Consider the following 16,286-nt stretch of genomic DNA (forward strand, 5'->3'; position numbering starts at 1 on the left):
GATGCCCTCTGCCTGCCGCGCGGAGTGTGGCGGCGCAACGGTGCCCGGAGCTTGTCCCCAGGGTCATGCGCCGGCTATTTCACTGCGTTTTTCCCCGTGCCCGGATGGATCTAAAGTTACGGGCAATCGTGGTCAAGCTCTTCACAACGGACGGTAAGTTCAGTTTTGTCAAGGTGGGCACCCAACTGGTGGTGCTGTGTGCGCTGGTGTTGGGCCTCGTGGCCTTCGTCGGAAATAACAAAACCGTTACCCTCAACGTCGACGGAAAAGTGACTTCGGTCCAGTCCTTCGGCGGGACCGTGGGCCAGGTCGTAAAAAGCGCCAACGTCGAACTGAAGCCGGCTGACCGCGTCTCGCCCTCGGCGGACGCCAAAGTGGAGAACGGCACCGTGATCAACGTCAACATGGCCAAGGCCGTGAAGGTCAGCCTGGACGGCTCTGAAAAGACCATCAACACCACGGCGCCGGATGTTGCGGGCCTCGTCACCGAACTGGGAGTGGCCAGCTCCTCTTCCGTTTCCGTTCCGAAGGACGCCCAGCTCGCCGTGGCCGGATCGTTTGTCTCCATCTCCACGCCCAAGACCGTCAGCATCGTTGCCGACGGCAAGGCCTCCACGGCCACCACCACCGCGGGGACCGTCGCACAGGTGCTGAAGGACGCCGGCATCACCCTCGGCGTCGACGACCGTACGTCCCAGCCGGGCAACGCGCACGTGGTCAACAACATGGTGGTTAAGGTCTCCCGGGTGGATACCAGCCAGACTGCAGCCACTACCGAAGATGTTGCTTTCGACAGCATGGCCACCGAGAGCGCTGAGCTCTTCAAGGGTGAGAAAGAGGTCACGCAGGCCGGCGTGGCCGGCAAGGTGGACAAGAGCTTCAAGCTGGTGATGGTTGACGGCCGTGAAGCCTCACGGACCCTGGTCTCCGAAACTGTTTCTGTCCAGCCCGTGACTGAAAAGGTCACGGTAGGCACCAAGCCAAAGCCAGCAGCCGCCGCCGGGACGAACACCGGCGCCGCGGCCCCGGCCATGATGAACGAGGCCATGTGGGACAAGATCGCCCAGTGTGAGTCCACCGGAAACTGGTCCATCAACTCGGGCAACGGCTACTACGGCGGCCTCCAGTTCGACATCCAGACCTGGATCGGCTCCGGTGGCGGCGCTTACGCCCCCAACGCCAGCCTCGCCACGAAGGCGCAGCAGATCGACATCGCCAACCGCGTGTATGCACAGCGTGGCCTGCAGCCGTGGGGCTGTGGCTGGGCTGCGACAAGCTAGGCACCAATGAGCGCCTGCGCTGGCGGCAGCTGACCACAGCCGCCAGGCAATCAGAAGGCAGCGGCCGGTCCCGGATTGTCCCGGGGCCGGCCGCTGCCGTTAAGCGGAAACGCACACCGCGTAACACGCATGATCCGCCCGGTTAGCGGATGGCCCGTCACGGCGGCCGGGATAGGATACCTAGGTGACTGAACCGACTGCCGCCGCGCCCGCACCCCTCTTCGGTGCCTCCGACATACGCCGGCTGGCGGAAGAAATCGGTATCCGGCCCACCAAAACCCTGGGCCAGAACTTTGTCATCGATGGCAACACCATCCGCCGGATCGTCTCGGTTGCCAACATCGGGCCAACCGAGACCGTGCTGGAAGTCGGACCCGGCCTTGGTTCGCTCACCCTGGGCCTGCTGGACGCCGCGCAGACGGTGGTCGCCGTCGAAATCGATCCGGTCCTGGCGGCGAAACTGCCCGAAACCGTCAAGGCGTGGCGCCCTGAAGCGGCGGACTCTTTCCACCTGGTCCAGGCGGACGCCATGAAGGTGACGTCCCTCCCGGTTGAGCCCACCGCCATTGTGGCAAACCTGCCCTACAACGTGGCCGTGCCGGTGGTCCTGCACCTGCTCCAGCACTTCCCCAGCCTGCAGCACGGGCTGGTCATGGTCCAGGACGAGGTGGCTGACCGGCTGGCTGCGGGGCCCGGATCAAAGACCTACGGGGTGCCCTCGGTCAAGGCGGCCTGGTACAGCAGCATGCGCAAGGCCGGCGTGATCGGCATGAACGTCTTCTGGCCGGCGCCGAAGATCCAGTCCGGACTCGTGGCCTTCACCCGGCGGGAACCGCCTGAAACAACCGCCACCCGTGAGCAGGTGTTCGCGGTGATCGACGCCGCCTTCGCCCAGCGACGGAAAACGCTGCGCGCCGCCCTGGCCGGCTGGGCCGGCGGCGCCCCGGAAGCCGAGCGCTGCCTTATCGCCGCCGGAGTTGCTCCATCGGACCGGGGCGAAGTCCTCGACATCCACGCTTTCGCCCGGATTGCCGAAGCCCGCGAGGCCGGGGCGTGAACGCACCCGCCGGGAAGTTTCCCGCACGGACGGTCCGGGTGAAGGCGCCCGGCAAAGTCAACGTTTCCCTGGATGTGGGACCGTTGCGCGCGGACGGCTACCACTCCGTTGCCAGCGTCTACCTGGCAGTTTCCCTCTACGAGGAAGTGGCCGCCACCAGCACGGAGGCGCCGGGGATCACCGTCAGCATCAGCCCTGACAGCACCCTGGACCTGGACGACGTGGAAATTCCGCTGGATGAGAACAACCTGGCCTACAAGGCCGCGGCGATCATGGCCGATGTCTCCGAGCATTCCACCGGAGTGCACCTCGAAATCACCAAGCGGGTCCCCGTGGCCGGGGGCATGGGCGGGGGCTCGGCCGATGCCGCGGCCACGCTGCTGGCCTGCGATGCGCTGTGGAACAGCGGACTGTCGCGGGACGAGTTGGCACACCTGGCCGCCGAACTGGGTGCCGACGTCCCGTTCTCCCTCCTCGGCGGAACCGCCGTCGGGCTCGGCGTCGGCGATGACCTTTCGCCGGCCCTGGCCAAAGCCCAAACCGACTGGGTCCTCGTGGCTGCGGACTATGGACTGCCCACCCCGGAAGTCTTTCGCACCCTGGACCGGCTCCGCGAAGCCGAAGGGCTGGACATTGCCGAGCCTACGGCCGTGGATCCCAAGATCCTGCAGGCGCTGCGGAGCGGGGACGCCGATGCCCTCAGCCGGGTCCTGGTGAACGATCTGCAGCGGGCCTCCATTGAACTTTCCCCGGCGCTCCGCGATACGCTGGGACGGGGTGAAGCGCTCGGCGCCCTGGCCGGAATCGTGTCCGGTTCCGGACCCACCGTGGCGCTGTTGACCCACAATCCGGCTGCCGCCGAAAACCTGGCGGAGGACCTGCGGCACTACGGGCTGACGGCGTTCCCTGTCCACGGGCCCGTGCACGGCGCGCGCATCATCTCCGATACTCTCCTTTAAGAGCCCCCTTCCTTATTGAGCAGCAGAAAGCAGTCCTCTTGGCACACCTTCTTGGCGGCGAAAACCTTACGGTTTCGTACGCAACGCGCACCGTCCTGGACGGCATCACCCTCGGACTCGAGGAAGGTGACAGGATCGGAATGGTGGGCCGGAACGGCGACGGCAAGTCCACGCTGATGCGCCTGCTGGCCATGCGCTCAACCCCGGATTCCGGCCGCGTGACCAAGCGCAGCGAAGTCAACATCGGCTACCTTGACCAGAGCGACGTGCTCGACGGCGACCTCACGGTCGGCGCGGCGATCGTCGGCGACCAGGCCGACTACGAATGGGCCCGCAACCCCCAGATCCGCGAAGTCATGGGCGGCCTGGTGTCCGACGTCGACTGGCATGCCAACGTCCATGCCCTCTCCGGCGGGCAGAAGCGGCGGGTGGCACTTGCCAAGCTGCTGATCGAGGACCACGACGTCATCATGCTCGACGAGCCGACCAACCACCTCGACGTCGAAGGTGTCGCCTGGCTGTCCAGGCACCTGAAGACCCGGTGGCGGGCCAACCAGGGCGCCTTCCTGGTGGTCACCCACGACCGGTGGTTCCTGGACGAAGTCTGCACCAAAACCTGGGAAATCCACGACGGCATCATGGACCCGTTCGACGGCGGCTACGCGGCCTATGTCCTGGCCCGCGCCGAGCGTGACCGCGCGGCGAATGTCATGGAAGGCAAGCGCCAGATGCTCGTGAAGAAGGAGCTCGCCTGGCTGCGCCGCGGCGCTCCGGCCCGCACGGCCAAGCCGAAATTCCGCATCGAGGCCGCCAACGCCCTCATCGCGGACGTCCCCGAGCCGCGCGACTCCACAGCCCTGAGCAAGATGGCCACCGCCCGGCTCGGCAAGGACGTCCTGGACCTCGAGAACGTCTCGCTCGACTTCCTCGGCGGCGACCCCGGCCAGAAACTCTTCGACAACATCACACTGCGGCTTGCGCCCGGTGAGCGGCTGGGCCTCGTGGGCGTCAACGGCGCCGGCAAGACCACCCTGCTGAAACTCCTCAACGGCGAGATTGAGCCGTCATCCGGCAAGGTCAAGCGCGGCAAGACCGTGGTCACCGCCGTGCTGACCCAGGAGGTCAAAGAACTCGACGACGTCTCGGACCTGCGCGTGATCGAAGTCATCGAGCGCGAAAAGCGGTCCTTCAATGTGGGCGGCAAGGAATTCACGGCGGGCCAGCTCGTGGAGCAGCTCGGCTTCACCAACGAGAAGCAGTGGACCCCGGTCAGGGACCTCTCCGGTGGTGAGCGCCGGCGCCTCCAGCTTCTGCGCCTGCTGGTGGGGGAGCCAAACGTGCTGATGCTCGATGAGCCCACCAACGACCTCGACACCGATACCCTTGCCGCGGTCGAAGACGTCCTTGACGGCTGGCCGGGCACGCTCGTTGTGGTCAGCCACGACCGCTACCTGCTGGAGCGCGTGACGGACCACCAGATGGCGCTGCTGGGCGACGGCAAGATCCGCGCCCTGCCACGCGGCGTGGACCAGTACCTCGAACTCCGCGAAGGGGCTCTGGCCGGCTCCACCATCACCGGCGGCGGCAACCCCGTCACGGGTCCGAGCGGCAGCTCCGCCCCCGCGGCCTCCGGCTCCTCCGAAGCCGAAAAGCGCGACGCCCGGAAGGCCAAAAACCGGATCGAGCGCCAGCTGGGCAAACTGGAGCAGCAGGAAAAGAAGATCCACGACCAGATGGTCAAGAGCACCGCGGCATCCGACTTCGACGCCCTCGCCGACCAGAACAAAAAACTCAAGGACCTCGCCACCGACCGCGAAGCCCTGGAACTCGAATGGATGGAAGCCTTGGAAGTCCTCGGCGAATAGGCTGCCCCGAGTAGCCCGGCGCTAGTTGGGTTGGGTGCCGGAGCCGGCCCTTCCGCGTCGCTTAGACACGGCCCATAGGGAGCGCTTCGGTCGCTGGGCGACCTGCGCGCTCCGATGTGCCGCGATGCGCTCCTTTCGGAAGGACCGCCTCCAGCGAGGTACGTCACCTCACCGCCGTGGAACCGTAGGCGTCCCTGAACGGAACTTCGGCAAATAGCGGCGAAGGGTCACTGCGCCGCGACCATGACCACCACCAAGTGCCCGGGAGACTAACCGTCAGACTTTAGTTCGGGGACTTTTTGGAGGCCGGTGAGGCCGTTCCAGGCGAGGTTGACCAGGTGGGCGGCGACGGTTTGTTTGTCGGGCTGGCGGCTGTCCTGCCACCATTGGCCGGTCATGGCCACCATGCCTACGAGCATCTGGGCGTACATCGCGCCGTCCTGGGCGCTGAAGCCGCGGCGGTGGAATTCGTCGGACAGGATGTGTTCCACGCGGGCGGTGACCTGGGACAGCAGGGTGGAGAAAGCGCCTTCGGGCTGCGATGGCGGTGCGTCGCGCATGAGGATCCGGAAGCCCTCCGCCCGGTCCTCGATGTACGTGAGGAGGGCCAGGGCGGCGCGTTCCACCAGGATGCGCGGTTTGCCTTCTTCGGTCAGGGCAGAGGTGATCGAGTCCAACAGAATGTGGAACTCGAAGTCCACCACCTGCGTGTACAGGCCCTCCTTGGAGCCGAAATGTTCATAGATCACGGGCTTGGAAACGCCGGCGCAGGCCGCGATTTCCTCAATGGTGGTCCCGTCGAGCCCGCGAGCGGCAAAAAGGCCACGGCCGACGTCGACCAGCTGGCTGCGCCGCTGTACGCCTGTCATTCGTGTCCGGGGTGGGTTGTTGCTCACATTTCCATCATGCCCTAGCGCTGCTGAAACAGTTGGAACCGGTGGCGGTGCACTGGCCTGGCTGCCGTGATTCCTGCCAATGTCGCGGGCTGCCCTGAAGCCATGGCAAAATAAATACTTGTGCCTTGGCCTTTGCGCCTGTGGCATGGTCCGCCCTGGTGTAATGGCAGCACCCCGGCCTTTGGAGCCGTGGAGTATAGGTTCGAATCCTATGGGCGGAACTGCTGTGCGAAGACCGTCCAGTAGGATGAACTCGGTGCCCCGCCGTGAATTTTGGCGGACAGGCACCGCGCCCAGCGCAACGCGCGACCAAGCAAGGAGAACCCGTACGTGATCCCCGAGAATACCGGCCCAGCCGCCGTCATTGTTCTGGCAGCAGGCGCCGGTACCCGGATGAAATCCCGTACCCCGAAGATCCTGCACGAAATCGGCGGCCGGTCCATGGTGGGCCACGCCCTGCTGGCAGCCCGCAGCATAAACCCCGGACGGCTGGCCCTGGTGGTCCGCCACGAGCGGGATCTGGTTGCCCGCCACCTGAACCAGCTGGACCCCGAAGCCCTGATCGTGGACCAGGACGACGTCCCCGGCACCGGCCGCGCCGTTGAGGTGGCCGTGCAGGCACTGGACGCCCAGGAAAAACTCGCAGGCACCGTCGTGGTCACTTACGGTGATGTTCCGCTCCTGACCGGCAGCCTGTTGGCCGACCTGGTGGCCACACATGAGCGGGAGGCCAATGCCGTCACCGTGCTCACCGCGCTGCTGGATGATGCCACAGGCTACGGACGCATTCTCCGCGGAGATGACAGCTCCGTGACCGGCATCCGCGAGCACAAGGATGCAACGGAAACCGAACGCCTGATCCGCGAGGTCAATTCCGGGATCTACGCCTTCGACGCCGATGTCCTCCGTGACGCGCTGGTCCACATCACCACCGACAATTCGCAGGGCGAAAAGTACCTCACCGACGTGCTGGGCCTCGCACGGCAGTCGGGCGGACGGGTTGCCGCCGTGGTCACCGAGGACCGCTGGCAGGTGGAGGGCGCCAACGACCGTGTGCAGCTCTCCGCCCTCGGCGCGGAACTGAACCGCCGCACCGTTGAAGCCTGGATGCGCGCCGGCGTCACAGTGGTTGACCCCGCCACCACCTGGATCGATTCCACCGTCGCCTTGGATGAGGACGTCCGCATCCTGCCGAACACGCAGCTGCACGGCGCCACCACCGTGGCGAGGGACGCCGTCGTCGGCCCCGACTCCACCCTGACCGATGTCCGCATCGGCGAGGGCGCCAAGGTGACCCGCACCCACGGTTCCGGTGCCGTGATCGGCGCGGACGCCGCCGTCGGCCCTTTCACCTACCTGCGTCCCGGCACAGTGCTCGGCGACACCGGCAAGATCGGTGCGTTCTACGAAACCAAGAACGTCACGATTGGCCGCGGCTCCAAACTTTCCCACCTCGGCTACGCCGGCGACGCCGAAATCGGCGAGGACACCAACATCGGCTGCGGCAACATCACGGCCAATTACGACGGCGAGAAGAAGCACCGCACGGTGATCGGCTCGGGCGTCCGCACAGGTTCCAACACAGTCTTTGTTGCACCGGTCACCGTGGGGGACGGTGCCTACAGCGGCGCCGGCGCGGTGATCCGCAAGGACGTCCCGGCAGGGGCGCTCGTCGTGTCCGTTGCAGCGCAGCGCAACGACGAGGGCTGGGTTGTGGCCAACCGCCCCGGCTCACGCTCGGCGGAACTGGCGCAGGCCGCCGCCTCAGATTCCTCACATACCCCAGCATCGACAGAAGAGGACCAGCGATAATGAGCGAAATTACGGCACGCGGCGAGAAGAAGCTGGTGCTTGCCGCTGGGCGGGCGCACCCCGAACTGGCGCGGGAAATCGCCAAGGAGCTGGGTACCGAGCTGCTGCCCGTGGATGCCTACGACTTCGCCAACGGGGAGATTTACGTCCGCGCGGGCGAAAGCGTCCGGGGAACCGATGCGTTCGTCATCCAGGCCCACCCGGCTCCGCTGAACAACCACCTCATGGAACAGCTGATCATGATCGATTCGCTGAAGCGGGCCTCCGCCAAGCGCATCACCGTGGTGTCCCCGTTCTACCCGTATGCGCGGCAGGACAAGAAGGGTCGCGGACGCGAGCCTATTTCCGCCCGCCTGGTGGCGGACCTGTACAAGACCGCCGGCGCTGACCGCATCATGAGCGTTGACCTGCATACCTCGCAGATCCAGGGTTTCTTCGACGGGCCTGTGGACCACCTCATGGCCATCCCGCTCCTGGCCGATTACATCCGTACCCGCGTCGCCGCCGACAACGTCACCGTGGTGTCCCCGGACACGGGCCGCGTGCGCGTCGCGGAGCAGTGGGCCGAACGCCTGGGCGGAGCGCCGCTGGCGTTTGTGCACAAGAGCCGTGACCTCACCGTTCCCAACCAAGCCGTCTCCAAGACTGTCGTGGGCCAGATCGAGGGCCGGACCTGCGTCCTGATCGATGACATGATCGACACCGGCGGCACCATTTCCGGAGCGGTCCAGGTCCTGAAGAACGCCGGGGCGAAGGACGTCATCATCGCCGCGACGCACGCTGTCTTCTCCGAGCCCGCGGCCCAGCGGCTCTCCGAGTCCGGCGCCCGCGAAGTGGTAGTCACCAACACGTTGCCCCTCACTGCGAATCAGCAGTTCCCGCAGCTGACAGTGCTGTCCATCGCACCGCTGATCGCCCGCGCCATCCGCGAAGTGTTCGACGACGGTTCGGTCACCAGCCTGTTCGACGGCAACGCCTGACGACACTGGGATGGGCCCACGCCAGCAGGGTTACCTGAGCGAGCTTGCGAGCTTAGGGGGCTGGTGGGGACCGTCGAAACCCGACAGGCTCAACCACTGCAATCAGGTTCAACCACCGCCGTTTTCAGTAATTTGGCCCGGCGCTGGTAAGCTTTTTCACGATACCTTGGCGAGGGAGAGCATCCGGGAAACCGGACTGCAGGTCTCCGTTATCGACTGGGTCTGAATCTCCCTTCTGGAAGGGCCGCCTCACGGCCGCCCGGCGTTGAAGGTCGTAACAGACCTCCGCCCTTGCTGAACACCGTTTAGTCTTCCGAGGAGATACACATGTCTGAGCAGAAGCTCGCAGCAGAAGTACGCACCGAATTCGGCAAGGGCTTCGCCCGCCGCGCGCGCATGGCCAGCCTGATCCCCGCCGTCATCTACGGCCACGGCGCCGAGCCGATTCACATCACGCTTCCGGCCAAGGCCACCACGCTTGCAGTCCGCAAAGCCAACGCCCTGCTGTCCCTGGACGTCAACGGCGAAGAGCACCTGGCCCTGGTCAAGGACGTCCAGCGCGACCCGATCAAGCAGATCATCGAGCACATCGACCTCCTGACTGTCATCAAGGGCGAAAAAGTCACTGTGGACATCCCGGTTCACATCGTTGGCGAACTGGCTCCGGGCAGCGTCTTCAACCAGGAACTCACCGTCATCTCCCTTGAGGCTGAGGCAACCCACCTGCCCACCGCCATCGAGGTCGACATCGAAGGCCGTTCCGCCGGACAGCACATCCACGCTTCCGACCTGGTCCTGCCGAAGGGTTCGATCCTGCTTGCCGACGCCGACGCCCTGGTTGTCCACATCTCCGAGGCCACTGAGGTCTCTGAGGAAGAGGCACAGGCTGACTCCGCAGCCGCAGTCGCAGGCGAGTAATAACGGCACAGTTTGATATGTGGCCGGGCCCTGTCGGGGTCCGGCCACAGCCATGTCCGGACCACCTTAGGATTGAATAATGACTGACACCTGGCTGATCGTTGGCCTCGGAAACCCCGGGGCCGAATACAAGGGCAACCGGCACAATGTCGGCCAGATGGTCCTGGACGAACTCGCGGGCCGGATGGGTGGCAAGTTCAAAACCCACAAGGCACGCGCCCAGGTTCTCGAAGGACGGCTGGGGATCGGCGGCCCCCGGGTGGTGCTGTCCAAGCCGATGAGCTACATGAATGTTTCCGGCGGCCCGGTGTCCAGCCTGGCAAATTTTTACGGCATTGACCCTGACCATGTTGTCGCGGTGCACGATGAGATTGATATTCCGTTCAACACCATAAAGCTGAAATGCGGCGGCGGTGAGGGCGGCCACAACGGCCTCAGGGACATGTCCAAGGCGCTGGCCACCAAGGATTACCTCCGGGTACGGGTGGGCGTGGGCCGCCCTCCAGGGCGGATGGACACTGCAGACTACGTCCTGCGCGATTTTGGCACTGCAGAGCGCAAGGACCTTCCGTTCGTGCTCGATGAGGCGGCTGATGCCGTGGAGATGCTGGTCAGGGAAGGGCTGACTGCGGCCCAGCAGAAGTTCCATCCCGCCAGGTCAGACGTTCAGGAATAAAACTTAAAAACCGCCTGTCCCTGTTTACCTGCGTGTGCCAAGGGGTAGTCTTCTTCCTAAGCGGGGGAGCGATGGGGCTTATCCCGCTTTAGTGGGATGTAGGGGACAAGTTCATGTCAATCGAGCCACTCAGCTGGGGACGTGGGTCACCGCTCAACGACCTTGAGCTGCGCACCGACACTGCAGGCGTGTCAGAGCCGCAGCGTTGGTCCGTGCCCGCACGGAGCGCCAACCTCGAAGCGGTCCGCGCCGCCCTGACCAGCCCCGACTCCCTGGGAGTCGTCATCACCGGCGGACGCGGTGTAGGTAAGTCATCCTTGGCCAGGACAGCTGTCGCCGACCTTGGCCCGGATATCTGGACGTTGCAGCTGCGCAGCGGACCGTCGTCCGGCAGAACACCTTACGGTTGCCTGGCATTCCTGCTGGCGCGTCTTCCCCAGGCGTACATGGGGTCGCCCACAGCCATTCTCCGTGGCATTACGTCGCTCATCAAAAGCGATGCCGCGGGGCGCCAGTGTGTCATCACCCTGGACACCGCCGGCAGCATTGATGATATGAGCGCTGGCGTCCTGCTCAACATCCTCCTGACCGGGACCGCCCGCATGGTGGCCGTGGCGCCTATGGTCAGTGATCTACCGGCCGACTTCCACTGGCTCCTCAACGACCGCCGGCTCACCGAGGTCAGGCTGGACAACCTCAATGAGCTGCAGACCCGCCAGGTGCTGCTTTCCCTGCTGGGCCACCGCGTTTCGGCCTCCCTGGTCAGCACTTTCCACACCATGGTTGGCGGCAACCCCCTGCTCCTGAAAGCGCTTGTAACCGAGCAGCAGCATTCGGGGAACCTGGTTCTGTCGGACTCCGTCTGGACTCTTCGGGACAAGGTGGTGCTCGACGGCGCGGCCAGCCTCGACGACATCGTCCGGTCCCAGTGGACCCGGAAGTCTCCTGAGGAACGGGATGTCATCGAGATGCTCTCGTGCGCCCGCAGCGTGGAACTGTCCAGGCTGACCAAAGTGTACGGTGCCGGTGTGGTGGCTGACATGGAAGATTCGGGCCTGCTGGAGATCGATTCCTCGGACAACCGATGGGTTTCACTGCGTGAAAAGTACCTCGGCGACGTTGTCCGCTCCTGGCTCAGCATCACTCGGCGAAGGGAACTGCGGAGCCTGCTCCTGGGCGGCAAGGAACCTGACCCTGCCACGATGACGGTGGAAGAACTGATGGCGTTCGGCGCCTGGACCCAGGAATGCGAGGCCGAGCTGAGTCCGGCCATGGCGCTGGCCGCCGCCGAAGCCGCAGTGCAGCTCTTTGACCCCCATTTTGCACTCAAGTATGCCGACACTCTGAAGCGGAACGACCCTCAATGGGTGCCTGCCCAGCGGCAGAAAGCGGCAGCGTACCTGCTCATGGACCTCCCGGTGCAGGCCATGGCAGCACTGGACGATATTTCCCAGCCGCAGCTGGACAACCTGGACGTTGAGGAGTTCGCCCGGGTGGTCGAGGCCAAATCCCGGGTCATGGTCTGGCTCCCCGAATACACCGCCCGGGTGCCGGCGCTGCTGCAGACGGCACGGGAGCGGCTGGGCGTGGAACCAGGAATCGCGAAGGGCTGGCCGGAGCCGCTGGCTGCTGCGGCCAACCGGATCAGCCTCAGCGAATTCGAGTACCAGGCTTTTGTGGGGGACTACGCCTCCGCCTTGACGGCACTGGAAGCCGCTGCGGACCCCGGGCAGAATCCGGACACCTGGTTCAGGATGAACTCAGCAGTGATCCTCATGAGCGCCCTGTCCATGGCCGGGCGGGAAATGGACGCGCTGAGCCTGATGAGGCAGCTGGGCGGGCAGATCTCGGACGCTGCCGACATCGTGGGGCTGCGCGAGAGGTTCGCCGGCCGGGCGTACAACGTGCTCCTGATGGCAGGGCAATGGCGCCGGTGCATCGACCTCCTGGATCCGCCTTCCGCGCGCGAGTTCCACCGGCTCCCTTACCGGAGCGCCGCCGCGGAGCTAGCGGCCGGCATCGCCTACGTGTACTCGGGCCGCGGCGCCGTTGCCCTTGATTCGCTGCTCTCGGCCGCTGCACAGCTGGAACTGCGGCCCGTCCAGAGCCTGCTCCGCGCCGCCTACGCCGCCATCGCCTTCGCGTATGCGCAGATCGGCAATGCCGGGCAGTCCCGGCAGTATCTTGACCGGCTGCAGCGGACGGCGGGTGCCGCTGACCATGCCACCCGGAGCCGTACTGAATTCTGCGCTGACATGGCCGCCCGATGGCTGGGGGACAATGACGCAGCCACCCGCCTCAAGCAGTCAGCCCGCCGTGACATCGCAGCAGGCAGGTTCACCCTGGCCGGGATCAGCCTGCTCGGAGCCACGGTCAACGGCACGGAAGCGGACTTCCGGCTGATGGAACAAGTGGCCGGGCAACGCCAGGGCCCCTTGGCGGAAATTTCGCGGCTTGTCGCCGTGGGCAGCCGCACCCACGACGCCAAAACGTTGCTTGCCGGCGGGGAACTGGCGGCCACCCTGGAACTGGATGCCGTTGAGGCCCGGTGCATGGCGCTGGCCGTGGACTACGCCCGGCAGGCCGGTGATTCGGTTTCCGCCAGGACTGCACAGGCCCGATTGGACATCCTCGCAGCCACCGTGGCAAGCCTGCCGATCGTGCCGAGCAGCGGCAGCCCGCTGCTGACCGCCAGGGAGAGGCAGATCGCGCGGCTGGCCGGCCGGGGCGCGTCCAACCGCGATATCGCCGTGGAGATGGGCGTGTCCGTGCGCACTGTGGAAGGCCACCTTTACCAGGTCTTTACCAAGCTCGGAGTTACATCCAGGGGTGATCTGACTGGACTCGTCTAACGGCCACGCTGCCAAACAGGGAACGCCATATCGACTGCTCACGGGCCGGCGTGAGCCGCTGGACCGGATCTGCAACATCATTCGCAGCCGCACGAGCCAGGCCGTGTTCCTCATGGCGGGCCCGGGCATCGGGAAGTCAACGCTGACCGAGGCCATCACCGAGCGGCTTTCCCAGGAGATGATTATTGTTCAGATCCATGGAAGTTCGTCGCTGTCCGGCGTTCCCTTTGGAGTTTTGGCGCCCTACACGGCGGAGCTGACGGCCGAAGACTCCGTGTCTTCGGTGGCTGTGCTGCGGTCCGTGTGGAGGTACTTTGAGAAGCTGAAAGCCGGCAGGGATACCCCGTTGCTTCTGATGATGGATGACGCCCATCACCTGGACGAGGCAACGGCCAGCATCGTGGCCGACATGATCTCCGCTGGCTGGGCCACAGTGCTTGCTGCCGGCAGGCCGCGGCCCGGGCTGCCTCAGCCGCTCGCTCAGCTCTGGTATGACGGCCTGGCTGACCGTGTGGATCTCCGACCCATGAACCGGGAGCAGGTAGAGGAAGTCCTCTCCCACGCACTTGATGGAACAATCCCCTCCGGAACCATTGACACAATCTGGAGCGCCTCTGGCGGAAATCCGCGGATTCTTGATGCCTTGCTGCATGACGCCGCGGAGCGGGGCGAACTCGCAAAGCGGAACGGGATCTGGATGCTGCTGGGCCCGTTGCCTGCCGACGGACCCAGGCTCGCCGAGGTGGTGGTGAAGGACATGCTCCGCCGCAGCCCGGAAGAGCAGGAAGTCCTGAAACTTGTCGCCCTCGCCGGGCCCGTGAGCCGGAAGGTGATCGAGGATATTTTTGGCGCTGAAGTAGTGCGCACGTTGCTGGACCAGCAGATGATGGTGGAAAGTTCCGGCATTCCAGCCGATCTCCGGATCTGGAACTCCGTGTTCGGCGAGGCGCTCCGCACAAGTATCTCGGTGTCCCGGAGCCTGCAGCTGCTTGAAAAGATCCAGGATCAGCTGGGAACCGCTCCCGAAGGGTCTGAAGGCAGGATGAGGGCCGTGGAATGGGCCCTTGAATGTGGATTGAAAATATCCGATCCCGAGCTGCTTGAGGCGGCCGGCACTGCCTTGGTCCACTCGCGGAACCGGAGCAGCCGGATGATGGCGGCGAAGGTCGCGGACCCGGACCTCGTGCCGCAGGCACAGGCCGTCCAGGGACGCGCCTTATTCAATGAAGGCGACTTTGCGGGTGCGGCCAAGCTCCTGGACGGATGCTGGCTGCAGCTGGGGAACGGGGCCTGGGCTGTTCCGGTCCTGATGCTCAGGGCCATGGCACACCAGGCTCTGGGAACGCCGTTGTCAGTATTCGCGGCCGATTCCCGTGAAGCGCTTCAGGGCGCAGGCGCCATGACGGCTGGCCCGGATGCTGTGCCGCCGGATTCCCAGGAGACCGCCGGTGCGCTGGCCGGGCCCTGGCAGGAGCGCTTGCTTTGCCTGCTGGAACTTTGCGAAGCAGGCAACCACCAGGCCTTGGAGGCAGAGGTCCAGGAACTTCGGAGCAGCCGCGCCGGCGATGCCACGGACGACGCCCTGTGTGCCGTGGGCCTGGCGCTGCTGGCCCATTCGCTCGCCCCGGCCGGACGGGCCGTCCAGGGGCTGGATGCCGCATTGCTGGCCGTCTCGGAACTTCCCTCACTGCAGGGTGGCGTGTTCTTCTTCAATGAATTTGTCCTTGGCCGCCTGGTGGCAGATTACCTGGCCATGGGGGAGTGGGACTCGGCGGAACGGGAGTTGGCGAACTATGCTGCCGGGCAGCCGCGGGGTGTCGCCTATTTCGGCGGCAGCCTCGAGGTACTCCGTGGCTACTCGCTCCTGCGGCAGGGGCGGATGGAACGCGCCTACCAAACGCTGCTGCCGGCGGTGGAGACCCTGAGGCTTAACGATCCGCTGCAGATGTTCCGGTTTGGTTCCGGGCTGGCGTTTTATGTAGCGGCGAGGCTCGGCGACGCCGCCCAGGCCGGCCGGCTTGAGCTGGATTACAAGGATTCACCGCAGGGCTCCACCGGCTACGGACTCCTTGCGAGGGCGTACGCGGCAGCGGCATCGGAGTATGTGGCGCATGACGGAAAAGGCCTGGCGCGCCTCCACACACTGGCCACCACGCCCGAGGTGACCACCCGGGCCGGGACACTCCTGGAACTCTTGGCTCTCTGCTGGGACCTGGGCGACCATTCCGTGATCCCGTTGGTCCACTCACTGGCGGGGAGCGTCGAAGGCCGCTGGGCCGCGGCAATGCTCACCCTGGCTGGGCATTGGGAGTCCGAGGACGCCGATTCCATCATGGAAACGGCAGCCATGCTTGAAGGCGCGGGATTCGTTAACCTTGCGCGGGAAGCCTACGCGCGGTCGAGCACCGTCCTTGAGAGCTCCGGTGAGCGCCGGCGGGCCCGTCAGGCGGTTGCCCTGCGGGAGAAGTGCGACCACGAACTGGGCGAGCGGTTCCGGGAAGGCCACTTCATCGCCGCAGCACCCAGCGTGCACCTCACCCGCCGGGAACAGGACATCGTAGAGCTCGCTGTGAAAGGTCTCACGGACCGGGAGATCGCACAAAGACTCATGGTGTCCGTGCGTACTGTGGAGGGCCACCTCTACCGCACGTACGTCAAACTCGGCGTGCGGAGCCGCGACGAACTGGCTACAGCCCTTCCGCACTAGGCCTGCGTACGGACGCCATGCGTCCGGGACCTTGCGTACGGACGTCCGGAAACGCGTAGCCCCGGTGCAAAAAAGTAGAGTACTGCCTACTCGTGTGCTGACCTTCAGCATGCGATTGACTTAGCGCGGCAGGAAAACACGGAGCCACCAAAACCGCGGACCGGCCAACAGACTTTCAGGCCTCATTTTGAAGCAAACTTCCGGCCCCTGGGGCTGGATCGAAGCGGGGCCGGCGACGTCAGAGTCTTCTGAGACCGAGACTCTCCCCCCAGCCGTCGCCGGCC

11 protein-coding genes and 1 tRNA gene are annotated in these 16,286 nt (G+C 65.3%); 11 read left to right on the forward strand and 1 reads right to left on the reverse strand.

What is annotated here, in order from left to right:
• Positions 1–104 precede the first annotated feature (104 nt).
• From ASG77_RS17935 to ASG77_RS17950, 4 genes are all read left to right on the forward strand, one after another.
• A complete protein-coding gene (locus ASG77_RS17935; RefSeq protein ID WP_200950799.1) occupies positions 105–1,280 on the forward strand; it encodes a resuscitation-promoting factor in 1,176 nt (391 codons plus the stop codon).
• Positions 1,281–1,464: 184 nt separating this feature from the next.
• On the forward strand, positions 1,465–2,337 hold the full coding sequence (rsmA, locus tag ASG77_RS17940) for a 16S rRNA (adenine(1518)-N(6)/adenine(1519)-N(6))-dimethyltransferase RsmA (protein WP_056348065.1): 873 nt from the start codon (positions 1,465–1,467) through the stop codon (positions 2,335–2,337).
• Positions 2,334–3,296, forward strand: coding sequence for a 4-(cytidine 5'-diphospho)-2-C-methyl-D-erythritol kinase (locus ASG77_RS17945; protein WP_056348066.1), 963 nt, complete (start codon positions 2,334–2,336; stop codon positions 3,294–3,296). The genes rsmA and ASG77_RS17945 overlap by 4 nt, the downstream gene beginning before the upstream one ends.
• Positions 3,297–3,334: 38 nt before the next feature.
• Positions 3,335–5,161, forward strand: coding sequence for an ABC-F family ATP-binding cassette domain-containing protein (locus tag ASG77_RS17950; RefSeq protein WP_056348067.1), 1,827 nt, complete (start codon positions 3,335–3,337; stop codon positions 5,159–5,161).
• 269 nt (positions 5,162–5,430) lie between these two features.
• Here the strand turns inward: ASG77_RS17950 and ASG77_RS17955 are convergent, their stop codons facing one another.
• Complete coding sequence (locus tag ASG77_RS17955; protein ID WP_056348068.1) at positions 5,431–6,057, reverse strand: TetR/AcrR family transcriptional regulator; 627 nt, start codon at positions 6,055–6,057, stop codon at positions 5,431–5,433.
• A gap of 149 nt (positions 6,058–6,206) precedes the next feature.
• Between ASG77_RS17955 and ASG77_RS17960 the strand changes: the two genes are divergently transcribed.
• The 7 genes from ASG77_RS17960 (at position 6,207) to ASG77_RS17990 (ending at position 16,002) form a co-directional block, all read left to right on the forward strand.
• A tRNA-Gln gene (locus ASG77_RS17960) sits at positions 6,207–6,278 on the forward strand.
• Between the two features lie 109 nt (positions 6,279–6,387).
• Positions 6,388–7,869 (forward strand): bifunctional UDP-N-acetylglucosamine diphosphorylase/glucosamine-1-phosphate N-acetyltransferase GlmU, encoded by a 1,482-nt coding sequence (gene glmU / locus ASG77_RS17965; RefSeq protein ID WP_056348070.1) that lies wholly within the window; start codon positions 6,388–6,390, stop codon positions 7,867–7,869.
• Positions 7,869–8,849 (forward strand): ribose-phosphate diphosphokinase, encoded by a 981-nt coding sequence (locus tag ASG77_RS17970; protein ID WP_056348072.1) that lies wholly within the window; start codon positions 7,869–7,871, stop codon positions 8,847–8,849. The genes glmU and ASG77_RS17970 overlap by 1 nt, the downstream gene beginning before the upstream one ends.
• Before the next feature lie 327 nt (positions 8,850–9,176).
• Positions 9,177–9,767, forward strand: coding sequence for a 50S ribosomal protein L25/general stress protein Ctc (locus tag ASG77_RS17975; protein WP_056348074.1), 591 nt, complete (start codon positions 9,177–9,179; stop codon positions 9,765–9,767).
• 79 nt (positions 9,768–9,846) lie between these two features.
• Entirely contained in the window at positions 9,847–10,443 is a 597-nt protein-coding gene (pth, locus tag ASG77_RS17980; RefSeq protein ID WP_056348076.1) for an aminoacyl-tRNA hydrolase, read from the forward strand.
• Between the two features lie 113 nt (positions 10,444–10,556).
• Positions 10,557–13,295 (forward strand): LuxR family transcriptional regulator, encoded by a 2,739-nt coding sequence (locus ASG77_RS17985; protein ID WP_056348078.1) that lies wholly within the window; start codon positions 10,557–10,559, stop codon positions 13,293–13,295.
• A 34-nt stretch (positions 13,296–13,329) separates the two neighbouring features.
• A complete protein-coding gene (locus ASG77_RS17990) occupies positions 13,330–16,002 on the forward strand; it encodes a LuxR C-terminal-related transcriptional regulator (protein WP_327019630.1) in 2,673 nt (890 codons plus the stop codon).
• The last annotated feature ends 284 nt before the right edge of the window (positions 16,003–16,286 follow it).

Origin of the sequence: Arthrobacter sp. Soil762, assembly GCF_001428335.1 — a bacterium.
Lineage (GTDB): Bacteria > Actinomycetota > Actinomycetes > Actinomycetales > Micrococcaceae > Arthrobacter.